This is a genomic window from Nocardia tengchongensis, assembly GCF_054781395.1.
In genome coordinates this window covers 1,081,030-1,102,836 of record NZ_BAAGUM010000006.1, presented here as the reverse complement: position 1 = coordinate 1,102,836, position 21,807 = coordinate 1,081,030, and the positions used below count along the sequence as shown (strand labels likewise).

The window sequence follows — 21,807 nt, the reverse complement described above, 5'->3', positions numbered from 1 at the left end:
TTCGTGTTGTAGCGTGCGGTTCTGACAGGGCTGTCGAAGTGAGGGATGGATCGGCGTGCGTGATCGTGGCCTGAGTGGCAAGAAGACATTGATTACCGGCGCGGCCAGCGGCATCGGCCGGGCGACGGCCCTGGCCGCCGCCCGCAAGGGCGCCCGGCTGGTGCTCACCGACGTGAACGCCGAGGGCCTGGACGCGACCGTCGAATCCATCCGTTCCGCCGGCGGCACCGTGGAGCTGGCCCTTGCCCTCGACGTCAGCGACTACGACGCCGTCACCGCCTTCGCCGAGCAGGTGCACGAGCAGCTCGGTCCGATGGACGTGGTGATGAACATCGCCGGCGTCTCCGTCTGGGGCACCGTCGAGAATCTCGAGCACCGCCACTGGAAGCGCATGGTGGACGTGAACCTGATGGGTCCCATCCACGTGATCGAGAACTTCGTGCCGCCCATGGTCGCGGCGAAGCGGGGCGGCGCGCTGGTCAACGTGTCCTCGGCTGCCGGTCTGCTGGCCCTGCCGTGGCACGCCGCGTACAGCGCCAGCAAGTTCGGTCTGCGCGGCGTCTCGGAGGTGCTGCGCTTCGATCTGGCCCGCCACGACATCAACGTCCACCTGGTGGTGCCGGGCGCGGTGGACACGCCGCTGGTGCAGACCGTGGACATTGTCGGCGTGGACCGCGAGGACCCGCGAATCCAGGCCTGGATCAAGCGCTTCCGCCGCCACGCCAAATCGCCCGACGACGTGGCCGAGACGATCCTGCGCGGCGTGGAGAAGGGCACCTACCTGATCCACACCCAGTTCGACATCCGGTTCGGCTACTGGTGGGCGCGCAAGTTCGCCTGGCCCTACGAGTTCGTCATGCGCCGCGCGAACGACCTGTTCACCACGTTCCTGCCCCGGCCGCAGCCGAATTCCGGCCAGCAGCCCGCCGAAGTGACGGGTGCGCGCGCGACGGAGTGACTCGCGGTGTCAGGCCGGATCGGCCGTGGGCTCGCAGACGCCTGGCTTGGCGCAGTTCTCGGCGGCGTGCGTGTCCAGCACGCGCGCGCCCGGTCCCTCGTCGCCGAGGTGGTCGTGGGCGTTGAAGATCTTGCAGACGCCCAGCGACAGGCAGCCGCAGCCGATGCAGCCGGTGAGGTTGTCGCGCAGCCGGACCAGCTGTTCGATGCGGTCGTCGAGGTCGGCGCGCCAGGTGGTGGACAGGGTCTCCCAGTCGCGGCGGCTGGGGTTGCGGCCGTCGGGCAGGTTGTCGAGGGCGCGGCGGATCTCGGCGAGCGGAATGCCGACTCGCTGGGAGATGCGGATGAAAGCGACCCGGCGCAGCGTTTCGCGGGAGTAGCGGCGTTGATTGCCGCTGGTCCGGCGGGCGCTGATGAGGCCCTCCCGTTCGTAGAAGTGCAAGGCGGACACCGAAACTCCGGCTCGTTGCGCGAGCTGACCGGGAGTCAGCTCCTTCGCCTGCCACGACGCGGTCTGCATACCTGAACATTACTCCAGGTTTCCGGTGGTCGCGAGTCCAGCCGGCCGGGGCGACTCGAGGTTTTCCCAGGGTCGAATTGCATGCCATCCGCGCCGCGGGCAACTACCGTCGTGTCATGGGAACAAAGGCCGCACCCACGGCGCGACCGTTTTCCGTGACCTCGGAGGTCGGGGCGTTGCGCACGGTGCTGTTGCACCGCCCGGGCGATGAGCTGCGCAGGCTCACCCCGCGCAATAACGACCAGCTGCTGTTCGACGCCATTCCCTGGGTGGAGCGCGCCCAGCAGGAGCACGACATCTTCGCCGATGTGCTGCGCGGGCGCGGGGTCGAGGTGCTGCTGCTGGCCGATGTGCTGACCGAGACGATCCAGGGCAGCGGCGCGGCACGGATACAGGGCATTTCCGGCGCGGTCGACGCGCGCCGCCTCGGTCACACGCTGGCCGACGAGCTGGCCGCCCACCTGCGCCGGGTGCCCGCGCCGGAACTGGCGCAGATCCTCATGTCCGGCATGACATTCGACGAACTGCCGTTCGGTCAGGACGCCACCTCGCTGGTGCGGCGCATGCACCACGGGCACGATTTCGTCATCGACCCGCTGCCGAACCTGCTGTTCACGCGCGATTCGTCGTTCTGGGTCGGCCCCCGGGTGGCCATCACCTCGCTGGCGCTGCCCGCGCGGGCCCGCGAAACCTCGCTCACCGACCTGATTTACGCCTTCCACCCGCGCTTCCTGGGCGTGCGCCGGGCCTACGAATCCCACACCGCCCCCATCGAGGGCGGTGACGTACTGCTGCTGGCTCCCGGCGTGGTGGCGGTCGGGGTGGGCGAGCGCACCACGGCCGCCGGTGCGGAAGCGTTGGCGCGCAGTCTGTTCGAGGACGATCTGGCGCACACCGTGCTCGTCGTGCCGATCGCCCAGACCCGTGCGACCATGCATCTCGACACCGTCTGCACCATGGTCGACGTCGACGCGGTGGTCATGTATCCGGCCATTCAGGATGAGTTGTGCGCCTTCACCATTCGCCGGGAGGAGGGGCACGGGGTGAGTATCTCCGGTCCCGATCCGTTCCTGCGGGTGGCGGCCGAGGCCATGGGCATCGGCAAGCTGCGGGTGGTCGACACCGGTCTGGACGGCGTCACCGCCGAACGGGAGCAGTGGGACGACGGCAACAACACCCTCGCGCTGGCCCCCGGCGTGGTGGTGGCCTACGAACGCAATGAGAACACCAATGCGCGGCTCGAAGACGCCGGAATCGAGGTGCTGCGCATCCCCGGCTCCGAGTTGGGTTCCGGCCGTGGCGGTCCGCGCTGCCTGTCCTGCCCGTTGTCGCGTGACGAGGTGTGATGAAGCCATGCTGGACATCCCGGTCGACCACCACTCGACGGTCCCGCCGTATGAGCAGCTGCGCCAGGGCATCATCGCCCGGGTGCGCTCCGGCGAGCTGGCCGCCGGGACCAAGATCCCCACGGTCCGGGCGCTGGCGGCGGCGCTGAAGCTGGCCCCGAACACGGTGGCGCGCGCCTACCGCGAGCTGGAGCAGGATGGCATGCTCGAAACCCGCGGGCGGCTGGGCTCTTTCATCGCGTCCTCGGGCGACCCGACCCGCGACCTGGCCGGCCGCGCCGCCACCGAGTACGTGGCGGTGATCAGGCGCCTGGGTCTCGACGACGGTGCCGCCGAGCGCTACCTGCACGCCGCACTCGGTGAAACCGATACGGCGTCATAGCCTTATCGCCAGCTGGGCAGCCACAGGTGGTCGTGCCAGTTGCCCGGCGTGATGGGCATGCCCGTCAGGATCGGCCACAGCCAGATGAAATTGGCGATGACCAGCGCCAGGTAGAGGCAGACCAGCAAGAGCCCCAACCCTTGTCGTTCACTGGGCGGGGTGGCCGGCTGCCAGCCCGGCGCGCCGGAGAGCCGGCGTCCGCTGGGCGGGGCGTGGCCGAGGATGTCGCCGAGGGCGAGCGCCACGCCCATGGCCAGGAACGGGGCCAGCGGCACCGCGTAGAAGAAGTACATCTGCCGGTCCAGGTCCAGGAACCAGGGCAGGATGCCCGCCCCGTACCCGACCAGGACGGCGGCGTAGCGCCAGTCGCGTCGTACCGCGCTGCGCCACAGCGCCCAGCCCAGCATGGGGAACGCGACCCACCACAGCGCGGGCGTGCCGATCGCCATGACGGCCTTGACGCAGGCGGCCTGACCGCAGCCCTTCACGTCGCTGTCGGCGTAGTAGTAGAGCATCGGCCGCAGGCCCATGGGCCAGGTCCACGGCTTGGATTCCCACGGATGGTGATTGCCCGCCGAGTTGGTGAGTTCCTTGTGGAAGTTGAGGACTTCGCCGCCGTAGTACCAGAGTCCGCGCAGCGCGCCGGGCACCCAGGAGAAGTCGCCGCCGCGCCCGACCCGCGACCCGACCGCGTACCGGTCGTAACTGGTCTCGCTGGCGAACCAGCCCCAGAAGGACAGCAGGTAGACGAACACGGGGATGACGACGAGCGCGTAGACGGTCGGCCCCAGATCGCGGACCCGGACCCCGGCCCAGGGCCGACGCACCCGGTAGCCGCGGCGGGCCGCGAGGTCGAAGGCCAGCGAGAGCGCGGCGAACCCGACGATCCAGTACGCGCCGGACCATTTGGTGCCGCAGGCCAGCCCGAGCATCAGGCCCGCCCCGAACCGCCACCAGCGCACCCCGAATCGTGGCCCGAACTCGGTGTCGTCGATGCGGCCCTCGGCCGCCACCCGTGCCATGCGCGCGCGAATGTCGTCACGGTCCACCACCAGGCAGCCGAAGGCCGCGGTGACGAACAGCGCCTGGAAGATGTCGAGCATGCCGATGCGGGAGGACACGAAGGTGAGTCCGTCGCAGATCAGCAGGATGCCGGCGAACGCGCCGATCAGCGTGGACCGCGTCATCCGCCGCACGATGCGGATCACCAGCAGCACCAGCAGGGTTCCGGAGACCGCGGCCGTGAACCGCCAGCCCCAGGGGCTGTATCCGAAGAGGGCCTCGCCGAGCGCGATCATCTGCTTGCCGACCGGCGGGTGCACCACCAGCCCGTAGCCGGGGTTGTCCTCGATGCCGCCGCCGGTGAGTACCTGCCAGCCCTGCGGCGCGTAGTGCTTCTCGTCGAAGACCGGCGTGTGCAGGTCGGTCGGATAGTTCAGCAGCAGGAACCGGGTGACGGCGGCGATCGCGGTGAGGAACAGCGTGACCACCCAGCCGCGCGCCCAGTCCGTGGGCCCGAAGTCGGGTGAGGGGACCAGCGGGGCCGGACTCGACAGCGCCGCCGTCTCCGCCTCCACCGCTGCGGGTCGCACGTCGGTTACCTGGGTCACGCCGTCGATCGTAAGCGAGCCGGGCCCCCGAGTCCCGCCCCGGTGAGCCACCGCCACTCCGGGGCGACCCTCGGGGCCGGTTCCCGCGCCCGCGCCGGTAGGTTCGGCAGGTGTCTCGGAATGGAACAGCGGAACAGATGAGCGCCGACGCCGGTGCGCCCGGTCGGCTGGTTCTGGCGGCGACGCCGATGGGGGATATCGGCGACGCCTCGCAGCGGCTGCGGGACGCGCTGTCCACGGCGGACATCGTGGCCGCGGAGGACACCCGGCGGACGCGGTCGCTCGCCAAGGCCCTGGACCTCGAGATCTCGGGCCGGGTGGTGAGTTTCTACGACCACGTGGAGACCGCGCGGATTCCCATGCTGCTCGAGGAGATCGCGGCCGGGAAGACCGTCCTGCTGGTCACCGACGCGGGGATGCCGTCGGTCAGCGATCCGGGCTATCGGATGGTGGCCGCGTGCGTGGAACGCGATCTGCCGATCACCTGCCTGCCGGGCCCGTCCGCGGTGACCACCGCGCTGGCGTTGTCCGGTCTGCCCGTCGAACGCTTCTGCTTCGACGGTTTCCCGCCGCGTAAATCCGGTCAGCGCAAGGAGTGGCTGCGCACGCTGACCTCGGAAGCCCGCGCGGTGGTGTTCTTCGAGGCCCCGCACCGGCTCGCCGACTGCCTGGCGGACGCGGTCGAGGTGCTGGGCCCGAACCGGCGCGCCGCGGTCTGCCGGGAGCTCACCAAGACCTACGAGGAGGTCGTGCGCGGCACCCTGTCGGAGCTGGCGGCCTGGGCGGTCGAGGGCGCGCGCGGTGAGATCACCGTCGTTCTCGAAGGCGCGCAGCCGGTTTCGGCCGCGCCCGCCGATCTGGTCGGCCAGGTCGAGGCGCTGATCGCGTCGGGTCTGCGCCTGAAGGACGCCTGCGCGGAGGTGTCCGCCGCCACCGGCGCCTCGCGTCGCGAGCTCTACGACGCGGTGCTCGCGGCGCGCTCCGCCGAATAGCGGTTGTCCGGCGAGTGGGCCCACTGAACAGGGTGGGCCGATGCCGCGCCGGGGCGGGCCGCCGCTGTTACAGTCCCCGATCATGGTGCATGAGACAGCCGCTCCGGCAAGCGAATTGGCGCGGGAGCCATTCGAGCTGACCGAGGACTTCTATCAGCACCCGCACGCCGCGTACGACCTGCTGCGTGAGCGCGGGCCCGCGCATTTCGTACGCTTCCCGGACGGCGGAACCGGTTGGCTGATCACCGATTTCGAGGCGGCCAAGGCCGCGTTCCTGGACCCCGCGATCAGCAAGGCCCTCAAGTCGGAGGGCGCGCGGGCCGCGCTCGGCGGTGACGCCGCGGGCGCGGCCATGTTCGGCGACATGATGCTGTTCTATGACCCGCCGACGCACACCCGGCTGCGCACCCTGGTCAATCGCGCGTTCAGCGGCCGCGCCGTGCGCGAACTCGCCCCGCGCATCGGCGAATTGGCCGATGCCCTGCTGGCGGACCTGGCCGCGGACGCCGCCACCGGCCAGGATCTGCTGGACCGCTACGCGTTCCCGCTGCCCATGCTGGTCATCTGTGAACTGCTCGGCGTCCCGAACGAGGAACGCGACAACTTCCGGGCCTGGTCCACGACGCTGGTGAACGATGACGAGCCGGCCGCGGCGCGCGGCGCGGCGGCCCAGCGATTCGTCGCCTACATCGACGCGCTGATCCGGGCCAAGCGCGAGACCCCCGCCGAAGACCTGCTCTCCGAACTGATCTCGGTCAGCGAGGACGGCGACCGGCTCTCGCACGCCGAGCTGATCAGCATGGTGTTCCTGCTGCTGGTCGCGGGTTTCGAGACCACCGTCAACCTCATCTCCAACGCCGTCGCGATCCTGTTGACCGACACCGCGGTTCGCGCGACGCTGGCCGCCGATCCCGGCCGCGTCCCGGATTTCGTGGAGGAGGTGCTGCGTTTCGAAGCGCCCGCGAGCGAGGGCACCTTCCGCTACACCACGGCTCCGGTGATGCTGGCCGGCGTCGAAATCCCGGCGGGGCAACGGGTTCTGGTGTCGATGGCCGCCGCCGACCGCGACCCGGCCCGCTTCCCCGACCCGCACCGGGTGGACCTGGACCGCGCCGACAAGAACCATCTCGCCTTCGGTCACGGCATCCACCGGTGTGTCGGTGCGCCGCTGGCCCGAATGGAGGGCGGTGTCGCCCTGACCCGCCTGCTCGCGACCTATCCGGACCTGGAGTTGGCCGCGGGCGCGCAGTTGTCGTGGCGCAAGTCGCTGATCGTGCGCGGACTCACCGCGCTGCCGGTGCGACTGCGGCCCTGACCGGTCTGGGGTTCGCGCTTCCGCTGACCGGAATCGTCACCCGGGCAGGTGAGCGCTGAGAGGCACCATGGCACGGTCGGTCGGGCTCGGCGGCGGGTAATTTTGGGCTGAGACGACAACGACGGCCAGACATCACACACGGAGGGACGCTGTGCCACGCATCGCCGAGGACCGGCTTCCGGCCCAGCCGAGTTCACCCGAACAGGAGTCGCGTCGTCAGGCGATCCTGCGTGCCGCGGCGCACCACGGGGCCGAAAAGGGCTTGGAACGGGTCCAGATGCACGACGTCGCCAAGGACGCCGGGGTGGCGATCGCCACGCTGTACCGCTATTTCCCGTCCAAGACACACCTGTTCAACGCACTGTTGTCCGACCGCGTGAAGCATCTCGCCGAGCGCACCCCGCTGCCCGGCCCCGGCGTCGACCGGGTGCAGGCGGTCAGCGATCTGCTCGTCGAAGGCGGCCGCGAGCTGCTGTCGCGACCGTTGCTCGCGCACGCGATGCTGCAGTCGAATCTCGCCGCCGTCGCCCAGGCCGGCGGCGTGGTGACCAACCGCTTCAGCGGCTTGATCACCCAGCTGCTGGGGGTCGAAGACGCCAGCGACGCCCAGGTCCGCCTGGTGCGCATCACCGAGGCGGCCTGGTACGGGGTGCTCAACGCGGCGCTGAACCACCACATCACCGCCGAGCAGGCCGAGGAGGACACCCGGGTGGCGTGCCGCAAGCTGCTCAGCGGTATCGAGGAACTGGCGTGATGATCGCCCCACCGGCGATGTCTCGCTCACCGAAAACCTTCCACTTGCGGTGCCGCGCGGCTCCGTAGCATCGCCGAGCATGAAATACGCGATCATCGCCCCTGCTGCCGCGGGCACCAGCGCCGATCCCGCTTGGATCTCCGGCTTCGCCAAGCATGTGGAAGCGTGTGGCTTCGAGTCTCTGGTCGCCATCGAGCACGCCGTCGTGATGAGCCACTACTCCAGCGTCTATCCGTACGCGTCGTCGGGAAAGATGGAGCTTCCCGACGACTGCGATATTCCCGATCCCCTCGAACTGCTGGCGTTTCTGGCGGGCCAGACCACGACGCTCGGCTTGGCGACCGGCGTGCTCGTGCTGCCCAATCACCATCCCGTGGTGCTGGCCAAGCGGCTGGCCACCCTCGATCGGTTGTCGAACGGGCGGCTGCGGGTCGGCATCGGCATGGGGTGGATGAAGGAGGAGATCGAGGCCTGCGGAGCCCCCTTCGAGGCCCGCGGTCGACGGGCCGACGAGCAACTGGAGGTGCTCGCCAAATTGTGGGCCGAGACCGGCGAGACCGGCGTCGACCACAAGGGTGAGTTCTTCAGCTTCCGATCGGCGATGTGCTACCCGAAGCCGGTCCGGGCCGGCGGTGTGCCGATTCACGTCGGCGGCCACACCAAGGCCGCCGCGCGGCGCGCGGGACGATACGGCGCCGGGCTGCAACCACTGGGAGTCACCGGCGACCAGTTGGCCGCGCTGGTCGCGCTGATGCACGAGGAAGCGATCCGGGCTGATCGCGACCCTGCGGAGCTGGAGCTGTCGCTGGGCCACATGGTCGCCCGTATCGACCTCGACCGGGCCGGCCGCCTGGCCGAACAGGGCGCCGATCGGATCCTGCTGGCCACGACCCCGACGGCGGATCTGGACCAGGCGATGGACGAGCTGTCGGCCTGCGCGCAACGGCTGGGCCTGTCATGACCGCGCTGACCATTCATGACCGAATCGCTCTGCAGGACCTCGTCCACCGCTACGCGGAAGCGATCGATGAGCGTGATATTGCCAGGGCAGCAGCACTTTTCACCGGCGACGGGGTGCTGGAACTGCCGAATCCGCCGGCCGCTCTCGACCCGGTCGTCTCCCATACCGGGATCGACGCGGTGACCGCGGCACTGCTCGCCGTGGCCGCGGTGCCGGTGACGTTCCATGCGATCGTGGGCGCCGTCTTCGATCCCGGGCCCACCGCGGCAACGGCCGTCGGGCGGGTCACGTGCACCGCCCATCACCTCACCCGGCGCCACGGCAAGGACGTCGACCTGGTCTGGCACATCATCTACCGCGACCTCTACCGCAGTACCTCCGCCGGCTGGTTGTTCGCACGTCGCCGCCTGCATGTGGCATTCATCGAATCCCGGTCGGTGGCGGCGATGCGGGCGCCGGGCCCGACGAGGTAGTCGTCGCCGAACCTGCGCCCCGGCAGCACCGGTGATCGGCTGCCGCCCAACGACGTTCGTCTCCACTTGTCCCGAGGAGCTTCACACATGTCTTCGTCTCGTCCCACCGCACTCGTGACCGGCGCCAGCCGAGGTATCGGCCGCGCCACCGCGCTGGTGCTGGCGGGCTCCGGATTCGATGTCGCCTTCACCGCGCGCACCGTGGTGGAAGGCGAAGGGACCGTGCCGGCCCGCACTACTCGGGAAGGGGAAGTCAGCTTCGGAGTGCCGGGCAGTCTGGCCACCACCCGCGCCGAGATCGAGGCGCTGGGAGCGCGCGCGTTGCCGCTGCGGATGGACCTGGCGGATCCGGCCTCGGTGACCGCGGCGGCAGCGGAGTTGCTGGACCGCTGGGGAGCCCCGAACCTGGTGGTCAACAACGCCATTCTGCACAAGCCGCACGCCCGGTTCCTCGAGCTGGATCTCGATGATCTGCGGGAGTCGCTGGAAGCCAATCTCATCGAGCAGATCCGCCTGACCCAGGCGCTGCTGCCGGCGATGATCGACACCGGCGGCGGCACGATCGTCAACCTGTGTTCGGGCTCGGCCGTCGTCGATCCGCCGGCCCCACCCGGCGAAGGAGGTTGGGGCCTGGGCTATTCGGCGGCGAAGGCGGGTTTCGGTCGCCTGGCCGGCGCGGTCAACGCCGAGCACCGCGGCGACGGGATCCGCGCGTTCAATATCGAGCCCGGATTCGTCATCACCGAATCGGGCGCCGCCCGGGGCGGCACCGCCGATATCAAGGCCAGCGGCTTCACCGGGGCGCCCCCGGACGCCTCGGGCCGCGTGATCGCCTGGCTGGCCTCGGCCCCGCACACCGAAACCGACCGACTCCTGGGGATTTTGATCAACGCCCCCCGTCTCGCCAAATCCTTGGGCACGAACACGCCACAGTAGGTTTTCTGCCGACAAATTCCACACCGAACCGCCTCGGGCGGCGTCGTCGATAGACCATCGACGACGCCGCCCTGTCTGGCGTTCGCTGACGGTCCACGACCGCCCGTCACGCACCGAATGCCTTGTCCCGGTGAGCAGAAGGGCCGGTTGCTGGTTCTCGTCTCGACAGCAGAATGACGACCCATGGATCTGCGAGAGACGACCCAGCAGAGGGCCCTACGCAGAGAGCTGCGCGAGTATTTCGCCCGACTCCTGCCCCCGGCGCAACGTCGGGAGGTGGCCGAGGCCGGCGCCGGCGGGCCGCGCTTCCGTGAGGTGACCCGCATGCTCGGCCGGGACGGCTGGCTCGGCGTCGGGTGGCCGCCGGAGTACGGCGGCCGCGGGTTGACCGCCGAGGAACAGTTTATCTTCTACGACGAAATTCAGCGCGCGGGAGTGCCGTTCCCCCTGGTCACCATCAATACCGTGGGCCCGGCCCTCATGCAGTACGGCACCGAGGAGCAGAAGGCCAGGTTCCTGCCGGGCATGCTCAGCGGCGAGATCGTGTTCGCGATCGGCTACACCGAATCCGAGGCGGGAACCGACCTCGCGTCCCTGCGGACGCGCGCGGTCGCCGACGGTGACGGGTTCGTCGTCGACGGCGCCAAGATCTTCACCACCGGCGGCAATACCGCCGACTACGTGTGGCTGGCCTGCCGCACCGACCCCGAAGCCCCCAAGCATCAAGGCATCTCGATCCTGATCGTGCCCTGCGATGATCCGGGCTACTCCTGGACCCCGATCAACACCGTCGGCGGCATGACCGTGACCGCCACCTATTACTCCGGCATCCGTGTCCCCGCGTCCGACGTGGTGGGTGAGGTCAACGGCGGCTGGCGGCTGATCACCACCCAGCTCAACCACGAACGGGTGGCGCTGGCCGCCCTGGGTGGCCGGATGATCCAGCTGTGGGAGGAGACGCTCGCCTGGGCCCGGGACACCGGCGCGGTCGAACAGCCTTGGGTGCGGCGCGAATTCGCGCGCACCCATGCGCGGCTGGAAGCGATGCGGCTGATGAATCATCGGCTCGCCGCCGAGGTCGGGGACGGCACTCTGAGTCCCGAGAAGGCCGCCGCCGCAAAGGTTTACGGCACCGAAACCCATATCGACCTGCAGCGGTCGATGAGCTTCGTGCTCGGCGCCGGTGGACGGCTCCGCTCCGAGGCGGCCCGGGCCGCGTTGCACGGACAGGTCGAACAGCTGTCCCGGCAGGGCATCGTCAACACCTTCGGTGGTGGCGTCAACGATGTCCTGCGCGACATGGTCGCCACCGGCGCCCTGGGCCTGCCCCGAGGTGCGCGATGAACCACGAGTTCTCCGACGGCGCCGGAGCGGAAGTCCGCGAGCTCCGCCCGCGGCCGGCGATCAACCTGGACAACCAGTTCTGGTTCGAAGCCGCACGCCGCCATCAACTTGTGGTGCAACGCTGTGCCGCGTGCCGGACACTTCGGCACCCACCCGGTCCCCAATGCCCGCGGTGTCAGTCCTTCGACTGGGACACCGTGCAGGCCACCGGCCGGGCCACCCTCTATTCCTGGGTCGTTGCACACCATCCCCGCCACCCCGCCTTCGACTACCCGCTGATCGTGGGGCTCGTCGAGCTCGAAGAGGGAACCCGGCTGATCACCGATCTCACCGACGTCGCCGTCGCCGACCTCGAAATCGGCATGCCGCTGACCCTCCGCTGGTTCGACGCCGATTCCGAGCTGAGCCTGCCGGTCTTCGGACCGGCCACTACCGAGGAACGCTGATGGACTTCCGACTCACCGATGAACTGCTCGAAGTCCGAGCGCTGGCCGCTCGCGTGTTCTCGTCGCTCGGCGATTCCGACACCAAGTGGACCGAACTCGGCCGTACCGGACTGCTCGGCTTGGCCCTCCCCGACGAGCACGGCGGTGCCGGACTGGGTTTGGACGCTGCCTGCGTGCTGCTCGAAGAACAGGGCAGGACCGTCTCGGCGGCCCCGGTCTGGCCACACATCGTGGCCGCCTCGGCGCTGGCCCGCCACGCGAGCGGCGACGTACTCACCGGCATAGCCGACGGCGCCGTCCGACTGACGGTCGCGCTCGAGGAGTACGGCAGCGTCGCCGCGACCGCACCGACGTGCCGAGCCACCCCCGCAGAAGGCGGAAGTGGTTCGGGCACATGGCGACTGTCGGGTATCAAGGCCGCGGTCCCGACACCCGAGGGCGTCGATTTCGTGCTCGTCTCCGCCGTCGCCGACGACGGCCCGGGCCTGTATCTGGTGACGAACCACGACGTGGCCTGGGAACCCGCGCCGACGACCGATCTCGACCGCGCGCAGGATCTGGTGCTCGAGTCGGCACCGGCACTGCGGGTCGGCGGTAGGCAGGCGTTGACCGAGGTGGTGCGCTGGTCGCGGCTGGCGGTGGCCGCACTGCAGGTGGGTGTCGCCGACGGCGCGCTGCGCCTGGCCGCCGACTATGTCCGCGACCGCCGCCAGTTCGGCCGCTCCATCGGCTCGTTTCAATCCGTGCAGCATCAGCTGGCCGACTGCTGGACCGACGTCGACGCCATGCGCCTGACCCTGTGGCAGGCCCTCACCTGTGACATCGACGAAAACGACGCGGACAGAGCGGCATTGGTCGCCGCCTGGTGGTGCGGGCAGGCCGGGCTCGATGTCGTGCACCGTGTCCAGCATGTCCACGGCGGCATCGGAGTCGACACCGATTACCCCGTCCACCGCCACTTCCTGTGGGGCAAACAACTCGCCGCCACCTTCGGCGGACCCGAAGCCGTCCTGCAGGAACTCGGCGAACTACTCGGAAGTGAACGATGAGCCCATCCCTCACCGGTGCGGCGGCGATCGCCGGCATCGGGGCCACCGAATTCTCCAAGGCGTCCGGGCGCAGTGAGCTGCAGCTGGCCTGCGAGGCGGTCACGGCCGCCATCGCCGACGCGGGGCTGACCCCGGGCGATGTCGACGGCATGGTGACATTCACCGCCGAGTCCTCGTCCGAGAATCACGTCGCCCGCAATGTCGGCATCGGCGACCTGTCGTTCTTCTCCCGGGTCGGGCACGGCGGTGGCGCGGCCTGCGGCACCGTCGCCCATGCGGTCGCGGCGATCGTCGCCGGGCTGGCCGAGGTCGTCGTGTGCTGGCGCGCATTCAACGAACGTTCCGGTGAGCGTTACGGTTTGGGGCAGGCCGACCGGCCCATGGACACCAGCGCCGACCGCGCGAGTTACTCGTGGATGACCCCCTATGGTCTGTCCACCCCGGCGCAGTGGGTGGCGATGTTCGCTCGCCGCTATATGCACGAATACGGCGCGACGAGTGCGGATTTCGGTCGCGTCGCGGTCATCGATCGCGCGCACGCGGCAACGAATCCACAGGCCTGGTTTCACGGTCGCCCGATCACGCTCGAGGACCACCAGAACTCGCGGTGGATCGCCGAACCTCTGCACCTGCTGGACTGCTGTCAGGAAACCGACGGCGCCCAGGCCCTGGTTGTCGTGTCCGCGGAACGGGCACGTGACCTGCGGCATCCGCCGGCCTACGTGCTCGGTGCGGCCCAGGGCGCCGGCGACGACCAGCTCATGATGACCTCCTACTACCGGCCCTCGATCTCCGGCATTCCCGAGATGGGAGTGGTCGGGCGGCAGCTGTGGAAACAGAGCGGGCTCGGGCCGCGCGACATGGGAGCGGTCATTCTCTACGACCACTTCACGCCCCTGGTGCTACCGCAACTCGAGGAGCTCGGCTTCTGCGGCCGCGGCGAAGCGCGCCATCTCCTCGCCGACGGCCACCTCGACCCGGGCGGCCCACAGCCTTTGAACACTCACGGCGGTCAGCTGGGTGAGGCGTACCTGCATGGAATGAACGGCATCGCGGAGGCGGTGCGCCTGGTCCGGGGAACAGCGGTGAACCAGCCGCCGGACCTCTCCAGCGTCCTGGTCACCGCGGGCACGGGCGTGCCGACCAGCGGCCTCGTTCTCGGCAACAACAAGAAATGAGAAGGCATATGCAAACACTGAACGGCAAAGTCGCGATCGTCACCGGAGCGGCCGGGGGAGTGGGTCGCGGTATCGCGCTCGCCCTCGCACATGCGGGAGCCCGCGTGGCAATTCCCGATATCAAACCGGCCGACGACCTGGTCGCTGAACTCGGCGCTGAGAACGTACTCGCCAAGATCTGCGACATCCGGGACAGTTCCCAGGTCAATGCATTCGTCGACGAGGTGGTCACCAAGTTCGGGACCGTCGACATTCTCGTCAACAACGCCATGGCGTCCGCACTCGTGCCGCTGACCGAAACCAGCGACAAGGACATCGAACTGGCGATGAGTACCGGCCCGATGGCCACCCTGTACTTCATGCGCGCCTGCTATCCGCACCTCGTCGACGGAGGCAGAATCATCAACCTCCGATCCGGCTCCGAAGTGACCGCGATTCCGAACTTCGTCACCTACATCGCGGCGAAATCCGCGATCGCGGGCATCACCCGCGCCGCCGCGCGCGAGTGGGGCCGATCCGGCATCACCGTGAACGCCATCTGCCCGTTCGTGCTGTCCGACTCTGCCGCAGCCGAATTCGAGAAGCACCCGGGACAGCTCGACAACATCCTCGCCAACCTGTCGATCCCCCGCCTCGGCCATGCCGAGAACGACATCGGCCGAGCCGTGGTCTACCTGGCCGGACCGGACGCGAGCTACGTCACCGGGACCACCATCAGCGTGGACGGCGGCGCCGCCTTCATGGCGTAGCGGCCGCTTCGCCCTCGAACCCTCATCCGCTATCGACAAGCGCCCCAAGGACATCCGATGGCCTCAGCCACCTCGACCGACGCCAGCCCTCCGCCGTCCCAGGTGGGTCGCCCGATCGCCGACCGTTCCCTGCGGCGCTTGTTCCTCAGCGCTCCGTTCGCGCATGTCTGCCCGCAATTGTGCTTCGGGTCCGTCGGATACTTTGCCGCGCTGCAGGTTCAGTCGATGGACCCCGACCACAAAGTGCAGCAGCTCGCACTGGTCAACGCGGTCGTCGCGACCGTCTCGGTGCTCACGCAACCGGTGGTGGGCGTCTTGTCCGACCGCACGCGGACTCGGTTCGGAGCCCGATCGCCGTGGATGCTGGCCGGCGCGGTGCTCGGATTCCTGGGTCTGATCGCGGCCGGGTCGTCCACGTCGGTCGCGATGCTGCTGATCACCGCGAGCATCGCCTACCTGGGCTTCAACACCTTCGGTGGCCCGCTCACCGCGATCCAGCCGGACCGGGTGCCGGTGGATCGCCGCGGCCGCTATTCGACCCTGGCCGGCCTCGGAACGGTGATCGCGGCGATCCTCGGGCCGGTGATCGGGGCGAGCTTCGCCACCCGAATCCCCTTGGGATACACCGTTGTCGCCACCATCACCCTCGTCTTCGCGCTCGGATTCCTGATGGCGAACCCGGACGCCGACAATCGAAACACCAGCCGACCCCCGCTTTCGGTCGCCACTGTGCTGCAGATGTTCTGGGTCGACCCCAGACGCCATCCCGACTTCTTCTGGGTGTTTCTCGGCCGGTTCCTGATCTGCGGCGGCTACTACATGGTGCTGACCTACCAGCTCTATATCGCCCAGGACTACGTCGGCCTGACGCTCACCGAAGCCACGCATCTCACCCCGATGATCAGTCTGGTCAGCTTGCCCGGATTTCTCCTGGCCCTCGGCATCGCGGGACCGCTCTCCGACCGAATCGGACGACGCAAACCCATCGTTCTCGCCGGCGGCATCATCATCGCGGCCTCGGCGCTGCTCCCGATCTGGGCTCCGACCGTGGGTGGGTTGATCGGATCCACCGTGGTGCTGACGATCGGATTCGGCGCCTTCCTCGCCGTCGATCAAGCCTTGGTCACCCAGGTGCTTCCCGACGCCGACAGTGCCGCAAAGGATCTCGGCATCATCAATATCGCCTCCACCCTGCCGAGCACCTTCGCGCCGATGGCGGCCGCGGCGATCGTCACGGCCTCCCACGGCTACGGCACGCTGTATCCGGTGGTGGCGCTGGTGGCCGGCCTCGGCGCCCTGGCGATCCTTCCGGTCAAGACTCGATGACCTCGCCGTCCGGCGCCTCAGAGCAGGTTCTCGACGCGGCGCAACCGGGCGGCGAGCACGATCAAGTAGTCGAGGGAGTCGGTCGACAGCTCGGTGGCCGTGCTCAATAGTTGCCGTAGCGCATCGTCGTGGATATCGGCGATGACAGCGTTGTTTTTCGTTGCGTCGCAGTGCATCGCGCCGTCGCCGAAGTAGTCCGGGTCGACGCCGAAGAAGTCGGCCAGTGCGGCTGTCAGCGCGAATGAGGGATGAGAGCGGCGACCGCGGCGCAGTTGGGACACATACGGTTCGGATACCGAGAAGCCGCGACGGTGGAGCTCGGTAACCAACCGATGATTGGTCAACCGCTCCTGGTGCTGTCGCGCCCACTGGTCGAACAGGGCGTTCAATCGCCGACCGAACTGGCTGGGCATCAGCGAACCCTCGATGTCGGAAGATGCACGAATCAAGGTTGGGGGAAGATCGCGGCGTTGACCTGTCGGGCAATAGCGAGCACCAGTGGCGCGACTCGGTCGAGTTGCACGTCGCCTTTGCCGGTCAACGAGATCGCGCCGATCGTGCTGTTGAGAGGGGTGCGGATAGCGACAGCGGTGCAGGCGATGTCGTCGAAGCATTCTCCGCGCTCGAACGCGATGCCGTTTCGGTCGCGGACGGCGCCGAGTTGCTTGTGCAGCAGGTTGATATCGGTGATGGTGCGCGCGGTCGACCGGGTCATCGCGCCGGCGACGCGTCGGTCCACTTCTTCGGGCATGAGCCAGGCCAACATTGCTTTGCCGAGCGCCGTCGCGTGCGCGGGTGCTGTCGCACCGACCCGTGAGGGCACGCTGGTGGCGGAGTGGCCACCCATCTTGTCGAGGAACCACACCTGCCCGTTGTCGAGGGTTGCCAGGTGCACTGTCATACCCGTGCGCAGCATCAAGGCGTGCAGCAACGGCGCGGCCGCTGATCTGAGGGCGTTGGTGTCGTCGTTGCTGCCGACCTGCAGCGCCCGTGGTCCCAGGCTGTAGCCCGAGTTGGTGCGATCGAGCCACCGGACTCGGACCATCTGTTCGATGATCCGGTGGGCGGTGGAGCGAGGCAGCCGGGTGGCTCGGGCGACATCGTCGAGGGTCAGGCGGCTGGTGCGGTAGGGGAACGTGTCGAGGATCAGGCTCATCCGCTCGATCATCGAGGGCGGGAGCTGTGCACTCTGGGGGTGTGAAGCTGCGAGGGCTGAGGCAGTCACGGGACCTCCGGAACTGAACTGAAATGAATTCTAGTGGCGAGATCCAGGTTAGCAGCGCCCTGACCTCGCGGGAAGGCAAAACTGAAATTCATTCTGCCCAGTGGTCGGCGGTGTCTGCCTTCCCGCGAGATCGGATCAGTCGCGCGGGGCGGGGATGTCCACCGCTGCCCCGAGCTCGGCCACGCCGGCGCCGACTCGGATGCTGAACGTGCCGGGTTCCCGGATCCATGCGTGCTCGTCGATCGACCAGTGCTCGAAGGAGCGGGGTTCGATACCGATCCGGGCGGTCACGGTCGCGCCCGGTTCCGCGTGCACCGGTGCGTAGCCGGCGAGCCAGCATGCGGGGCGATCGATCGCCGACGATGTGGTACGCGAAAGATACGCCTGCACAACATGTTTCCCGCGTCGCGATCCGGTATTGGTGACGTCGACGGTGAGGGTGGCCGAGCCGTCGCTCGCCGTCTCGACGGCCGGTTTCGCGATCTCCCAGGTGGTGTAGCCCAGCCCGTGCCCGAACGGGATGGCCGGTGCGGGACCGCCGACAGCGTTGCGGCGCAACCACTCTCGGTAGCCGACGTGGATGCCCTCGGTGTATTCGAGTCGCCCGTCGACCGGCTCCACCCGCCAGACCGGCACGTCGGCCTCGGCGGCCGGCCAGGTGGTGGGGATGCGGCCGCCGGGTTCGCGGTCGCCGCTGAGGACATCGGCCAGCGCCGCGCCGAATTCCTGGCCCGGGAACCAGGCGAGGAGAGTCGCCGGAACGTCCCGCAGCCACGGCATCAGCACCGGGCCACCGGAATTCACCACCACGACCGTGCGGGGGTTGGCGGCGAGCACCCGGCGCACCAGCTCGTCCTGGCCCTCGGGCAGGGCGAGAGTGGGCCGGTCGAGGCCCTCGGATTCGATGGTCTCGGTGGTGCCGACGACCACGATCGCGATATCGGCGGCCGCGGCCAGTGCTTCGGCCCGCGCCAATTCCTCCGCGGGCGTGCCGAATACGTCCTCGGTGCCGAGTGCGAGCCGCGCGAGCGGGAAGCCGCCGGGCAGATCGGGCTGGAACTCGAGGGTGATCTCGACCGGCCGCCCGGCCTCGAGTTCGACATCGAAGGCCCGCGACGGCGGATTCAGAATCGCTTGCAGGACATCGTCGCTGTCCGCCGCGACCGGGCCGGTGCTGAGCACGCGGTCGTCGATCCGGAACGTGTGGCGGCCGATGCCCGCGAAGCCGAGCCGGTGATGGCCGGCGCGGTCCGGGGTGTAGTGGGCGGTGATCTGCAGGGTCGCGGTTCGGGCGAGCCGTTCGTCGCCGAGCCAGCCGAATCGGCCGGACGGGAAGACCTCCTCGGCGAACGGTGTGCCTTGCGAGTCCAGATGGCGTACCCGGATGCCCGGTCCGCCGGTGACCGGGTCGGTGACCGTACCCCGTTCGAAAGGGGCCAGTTCAGCGCTGGGCACCAGACCGGGCGCGTAGGTGACGCGGTCGGCGCCGAAGCGCTCGCGCAGGCCCTCCAGTGGTGAGACCACCGTCTCCGGGAAGACCATGGCCGAGCCGCCGCCCTGATTGCGGCCCCGGCGAGCATGGTGGCCGATGACCGCGAGCCGAGGTGCGGTGTCCGCGGCGATCGGCAGGACGCCGTCGTTGCGCACCAGCACCATGGCGTCCGCGGCGACCTGCCGCAGCAGCGACCGGATGTCATCGCGCTGCCACGGCGTGGGCGGAGTGGCCACCGGCGCAACGGAATCCAGTGCCCCGACCCGGGCGGCCAGCCGCAGCAACCGCAGCGCCTTGTCGTCGACGGCGGCCGGGTCGACCTTTCCGGCTCGGATCGCCTCGACCAGTGCGTCACCCCACGGAGTGTCGGGGCCGGGCATGACCAGATCCTGACCGGAGGCGGCCGACTCGACGGTGTCGCGGACCGCGGTCCAGTCCGAGACGACCGCGCCGTCGAAACCCCACTCGTCCTTGAGCGGTCTGCGCAGCAGCGGATTCGCGCTCATGGTGGCGCCGTTGACCTGGTTGTAGGAGGACATGACCAGCCACGCGTCACCCTCGACGACCATCCGCTCGAAGGGCGCCAGATACACCTCGCGCAAGGTGCGCTCGTCCACCCGTGCGTCCACGGTGAGCCGCTCGGTCTCACTGTCGTTGGCGACATAGTGCTTGGCGGTGGCGCCCACACCGTGCGCCTGCACCGCCGCGACATAGGCGGCGCCGATCCGGCCCGAGAGCCACGGATCCTCACTGAACGCCTCGAAATGCCTTCCACCACGCGGTGTTCGATGCAGATTCACCGTGGGCCCGAGCACGATGTCGACATTCTTCGCGCGAGCTTCGGCCGCGATCAGCGCACCGAGCCGGTCCACGAGGTCCAGGTCCCAGGTCGAGGCGACCGCGGTGGCCGAAGGCAGACTGGCCGAGGGGTCCCGGTCGTCCATCGACACACCGCGGACGCCGGAGGGACCGTCCGACATGACGATCGACCGCAACCCGATGGCGGGCTCGGCGGGTAGCGACCAGGCCGATTCGCCGCTCAGGAGCCGCACTTTCTGTTGCGTCGTCAGCTTGTCCAGCAGCGCGGTCAGATGCGCTTCCAGATCGGGCGAATCGGCGGGCAAGGGGTGATTCATCTCTTCTCCGGTGTGAGGTCTCGGTTTTCGGAATCGGAGTTCCTGCCGGTGCCGAGTGGGGATCGGGAGGGTCGGACCAGCAACGACAGGACCAATGCGCCGAGCGCGGTCGCGGTAGCGAACCAGAATCCCAACTCGAAGCCGCGGTCGGCGAACACCCCGGGAACCGGGCTGGGCAGGGGCGGCATTCCGGGGACACGCACACTGGCCGCCATCGGATGCGCCGCTGCGGAGGCGATGACAACAGCGACACCGATCGCCGTACCCACACCCTGGACCAAGGTGAAGATGCCGAAGCCAGCGCCGGTCTGTTCGCGCGGCACCGTCTCGGCGACGAGAACCGCTGCGGCCGTGTAGAAGAAGCCGAGCGCGAGCCCGAAGGCCGCGTTGGTGAGGGTGAGAATGTCCCAGGTGTGCGATCCGGCAGCCTCGACCAGCGCGATCGCTACGAACAGCACCGCGGCGGACAACAGTGGGATCCGGGCGCCGAGCCGACGCGCCACGATCGCGCCGATCACGCCGAAGACAATCGTGACGATGCCCTGCAGCAGCGCGATTCGCAGGCCGTACTCGTGCGTGGTGAAGCCACTGCTGTAACTGAATCCCGGGACCAGGCTCACCACGACGGCTTCGGGCGGTAGAACCATTCCGCTGGCCTGCGCGATCTTTGCGAGTGTTCCTGCGACAATGCTGTTTTCGATCTCGGCCGGGCTGGGCGTGCGGGCCATGTAGGTGATCGCGTAGGTCTGGACACCGATCGTGCACGAGGCGAGCAGTCCCACCGCGAGCAGCAGGCCGAAGCGGGGCCGGCGCAACACGGGAGGATCGATCAGCGGCGCGTTCAGCCGCGGCTGCACGAGGGCGAACAGGACCAGCAATGCCAGCCCGCCGACCAACCAAGCCAGGCTCGCGGGTCTGGTCCAGCCCCAGTCCTGTCCCCGGTCGACATAGACCATCACCAGTGCGGCGCCTACTGTGACCAGGACGGCATCGGTGAGGCCGAGACGCTGGCGCGCAACGGGTTTCGAACTTGGCACGGCCACCACGATCAACGGGATCAGCACCAGTGCGAACGCCGGCGACAGCCAGAATGCCGCGCTCCAGCCGTGCGTGCCATTGAGCCAGACGGCCAGCGGCGCTGCGGCCGTGGCGAACCCGGATCCGGCGGCGATCGCACCGAACCCGAGCGCGGTGTCCTTGTGCGGCAGCAGATCTCGGACCAGCCCGTAGGCAATGACCGCACCCGCGACCGCGAAGGATTGCAGGCAGCGGCCGAACAGGAAGACCGCCCAGCCGCCGGCCAACGCGCAGACCAGAGACCCCGCCGCGAAGAGCGCGCCGCAGGCCACGAAAGTCCGCTTGCGGCCCCAGCTGTCGCCGATCTTGCCGATCAGCGGTGCCGCGGCGGCTCCGATGAGACCGGACACGATGATGGTCCAGGCGGAATTCGTGCCGCTGTCCGGGAAGGCGGCCGCGATCTTGTCCAAAGCGGCTGCGGCCATCAGCGTTTGGATCGGTGCGAGCTCGCTGAACAACACGATCAGCACCACTGCGATGAAGGCTCGGGCTCTGGGCTCGACAGTGGGAGTTGTGGACATACCAACCCCTTTCGGGAA

The 21,807-nt window shown here is 68.9% G+C and carries 20 protein-coding genes and 1 pseudogene; 15 read left to right on the top strand and 6 right to left on the bottom strand.

Going from position 1 to position 21,807, the window contains the following annotated elements; genetic code table 11:
- Positions 1-55 precede the first annotated feature (55 nt).
- Positions 56-958, top strand: coding sequence for an SDR family oxidoreductase (locus tag ACYVKL_RS16170; protein ID WP_379164113.1), 903 nt, complete (start codon positions 56-58; stop codon positions 956-958).
- A 9-nt stretch (positions 959-967) separates the two neighbouring features.
- On the opposite strand, the gene soxR is transcribed toward ACYVKL_RS16170, so the two are convergent.
- Positions 968-1,477, bottom strand: coding sequence for a redox-sensitive transcriptional activator SoxR (soxR, locus tag ACYVKL_RS16165; protein WP_213559393.1), 510 nt, complete (start codon positions 1,475-1,477; stop codon positions 968-970).
- Between the two features lie 116 nt (positions 1,478-1,593).
- On the opposite strand from soxR, the gene arcA reads away from it, so the two are divergent.
- A complete protein-coding gene (arcA, locus tag ACYVKL_RS16160; protein ID WP_379164110.1) occupies positions 1,594-2,823 on the top strand; it encodes an arginine deiminase in 1,230 nt (409 codons plus the stop codon).
- Between the two features lie 7 nt (positions 2,824-2,830).
- Positions 2,831-3,205 carry a GntR family transcriptional regulator gene (locus ACYVKL_RS16155; protein WP_213559394.1) on the top strand — a complete coding sequence of 125 codons (375 nt, stop codon included), beginning with the start codon at positions 2,831-2,833 and terminating at the stop codon, positions 3,203-3,205.
- 2 nt (positions 3,206-3,207) lie between these two features.
- On the opposite strand, the gene ACYVKL_RS16150 is transcribed toward ACYVKL_RS16155, so the two are convergent.
- The gene (locus tag ACYVKL_RS16150) at positions 3,208-4,815 is read right to left on the bottom strand and encodes a dolichyl-phosphate-mannose--protein mannosyltransferase (RefSeq protein WP_379164106.1); all 1,608 of its coding nucleotides are present in this window, start codon (positions 4,813-4,815) and stop codon (positions 3,208-3,210) included.
- Positions 4,816-4,952: 137 nt separating this feature from the next.
- Here ACYVKL_RS16150 and rsmI point away from each other — a divergent pair, with 137 nt between their 5' ends.
- From rsmI to ACYVKL_RS16090, 12 genes and pseudogenes are all read left to right on the top strand, one after another.
- The gene (gene rsmI, locus ACYVKL_RS16145; RefSeq protein ID WP_379164103.1) at positions 4,953-5,807 is read left to right on the top strand and encodes a 16S rRNA (cytidine(1402)-2'-O)-methyltransferase; all 855 of its coding nucleotides are present in this window, start codon (positions 4,953-4,955) and stop codon (positions 5,805-5,807) included.
- A gap of 82 nt (positions 5,808-5,889) precedes the next feature.
- Positions 5,890-7,122: a cytochrome P450 family protein gene (locus ACYVKL_RS16140; RefSeq protein WP_379164100.1), complete on the top strand. Its 1,233-nt coding sequence runs from the start codon at positions 5,890-5,892 to the stop codon at positions 7,120-7,122.
- Positions 7,123-7,273: 151 nt separating this feature from the next.
- Positions 7,274-7,876, top strand: a complete 603-nt coding sequence (locus ACYVKL_RS16135) for a TetR/AcrR family transcriptional regulator (protein ID WP_379164097.1) — start codon at positions 7,274-7,276, stop codon at positions 7,874-7,876.
- Between the two features lie 79 nt (positions 7,877-7,955).
- A complete protein-coding gene (locus ACYVKL_RS16130) occupies positions 7,956-8,837 on the top strand; it encodes an LLM class F420-dependent oxidoreductase (protein ID WP_379164094.1) in 882 nt (293 codons plus the stop codon).
- Positions 8,834-9,310, top strand: a complete 477-nt coding sequence (locus tag ACYVKL_RS16125) for a nuclear transport factor 2 family protein (RefSeq protein WP_379164091.1) — start codon at positions 8,834-8,836, stop codon at positions 9,308-9,310. Before ACYVKL_RS16130 ends, ACYVKL_RS16125 begins: the two co-directional genes overlap by 4 nt.
- Before the next feature lie 87 nt (positions 9,311-9,397).
- The gene (locus tag ACYVKL_RS16120) at positions 9,398-10,246 is read left to right on the top strand and encodes an SDR family oxidoreductase (protein WP_379164089.1); all 849 of its coding nucleotides are present in this window, start codon (positions 9,398-9,400) and stop codon (positions 10,244-10,246) included.
- A 183-nt stretch (positions 10,247-10,429) separates the two neighbouring features.
- On the top strand, positions 10,430-11,590 hold the full coding sequence (locus ACYVKL_RS16115; protein ID WP_379164086.1) for an acyl-CoA dehydrogenase family protein: 1,161 nt from the start codon (positions 10,430-10,432) through the stop codon (positions 11,588-11,590).
- Between the two features lie 35 nt (positions 11,591-11,625).
- Positions 11,626-12,036: pseudogene (locus ACYVKL_RS16110) on the top strand (Zn-ribbon domain-containing OB-fold protein); the annotation flags it as partial.
- Complete coding sequence (locus ACYVKL_RS16105) at positions 12,036-13,085, top strand: acyl-CoA dehydrogenase family protein (RefSeq protein ID WP_379164083.1); 1,050 nt, start codon at positions 12,036-12,038, stop codon at positions 13,083-13,085. The pseudogene ACYVKL_RS16110 and the gene ACYVKL_RS16105, both read left to right, overlap by 1 nt.
- Complete coding sequence (locus tag ACYVKL_RS16100) at positions 13,082-14,263, top strand: lipid-transfer protein (RefSeq protein WP_379164080.1); 1,182 nt, start codon at positions 13,082-13,084, stop codon at positions 14,261-14,263. Before ACYVKL_RS16105 ends, ACYVKL_RS16100 begins: the two co-directional genes overlap by 4 nt.
- Before the next feature lie 8 nt (positions 14,264-14,271).
- Complete coding sequence (locus tag ACYVKL_RS16095; protein WP_379164077.1) at positions 14,272-15,012, top strand: SDR family NAD(P)-dependent oxidoreductase; 741 nt, start codon at positions 14,272-14,274, stop codon at positions 15,010-15,012.
- Positions 15,013-15,069: 57 nt separating this feature from the next.
- Entirely contained in the window at positions 15,070-16,338 is a 1,269-nt protein-coding gene (locus ACYVKL_RS16090; protein ID WP_379164074.1) for an MFS transporter, read from the top strand.
- Positions 16,339-16,355: 17 nt separating this feature from the next.
- Here ACYVKL_RS16090 and ACYVKL_RS16085 read toward each other — a convergent pair whose 3' ends face one another.
- The 4 genes from ACYVKL_RS16085 to ACYVKL_RS16070 all read right to left on the bottom strand — a co-directional run bounded on the left by ACYVKL_RS16085 (position 16,356) and on the right by ACYVKL_RS16070 (position 21,789).
- The gene (locus ACYVKL_RS16085; protein ID WP_379164071.1) at positions 16,356-16,751 is read right to left on the bottom strand and encodes a helix-turn-helix domain-containing protein; all 396 of its coding nucleotides are present in this window, start codon (positions 16,749-16,751) and stop codon (positions 16,356-16,358) included.
- 32 nt (positions 16,752-16,783) lie between these two features.
- Complete coding sequence (locus ACYVKL_RS16080; RefSeq protein WP_379164068.1) at positions 16,784-17,494, bottom strand: IclR family transcriptional regulator; 711 nt, start codon at positions 17,492-17,494, stop codon at positions 16,784-16,786.
- A 204-nt stretch (positions 17,495-17,698) separates the two neighbouring features.
- Positions 17,699-20,191: a beta-glucosidase family protein gene (locus ACYVKL_RS16075; RefSeq protein ID WP_379164065.1), complete on the bottom strand. Its 2,493-nt coding sequence runs from the start codon at positions 20,189-20,191 to the stop codon at positions 17,699-17,701.
- Complete coding sequence (locus ACYVKL_RS16070; protein ID WP_379164062.1) at positions 20,188-21,789, bottom strand: MFS transporter; 1,602 nt, start codon at positions 21,787-21,789, stop codon at positions 20,188-20,190. Before ACYVKL_RS16070 ends, ACYVKL_RS16075 begins: the two co-directional genes overlap by 4 nt.
- Between the last annotated feature and the right edge of the window lie 18 nt (positions 21,790-21,807).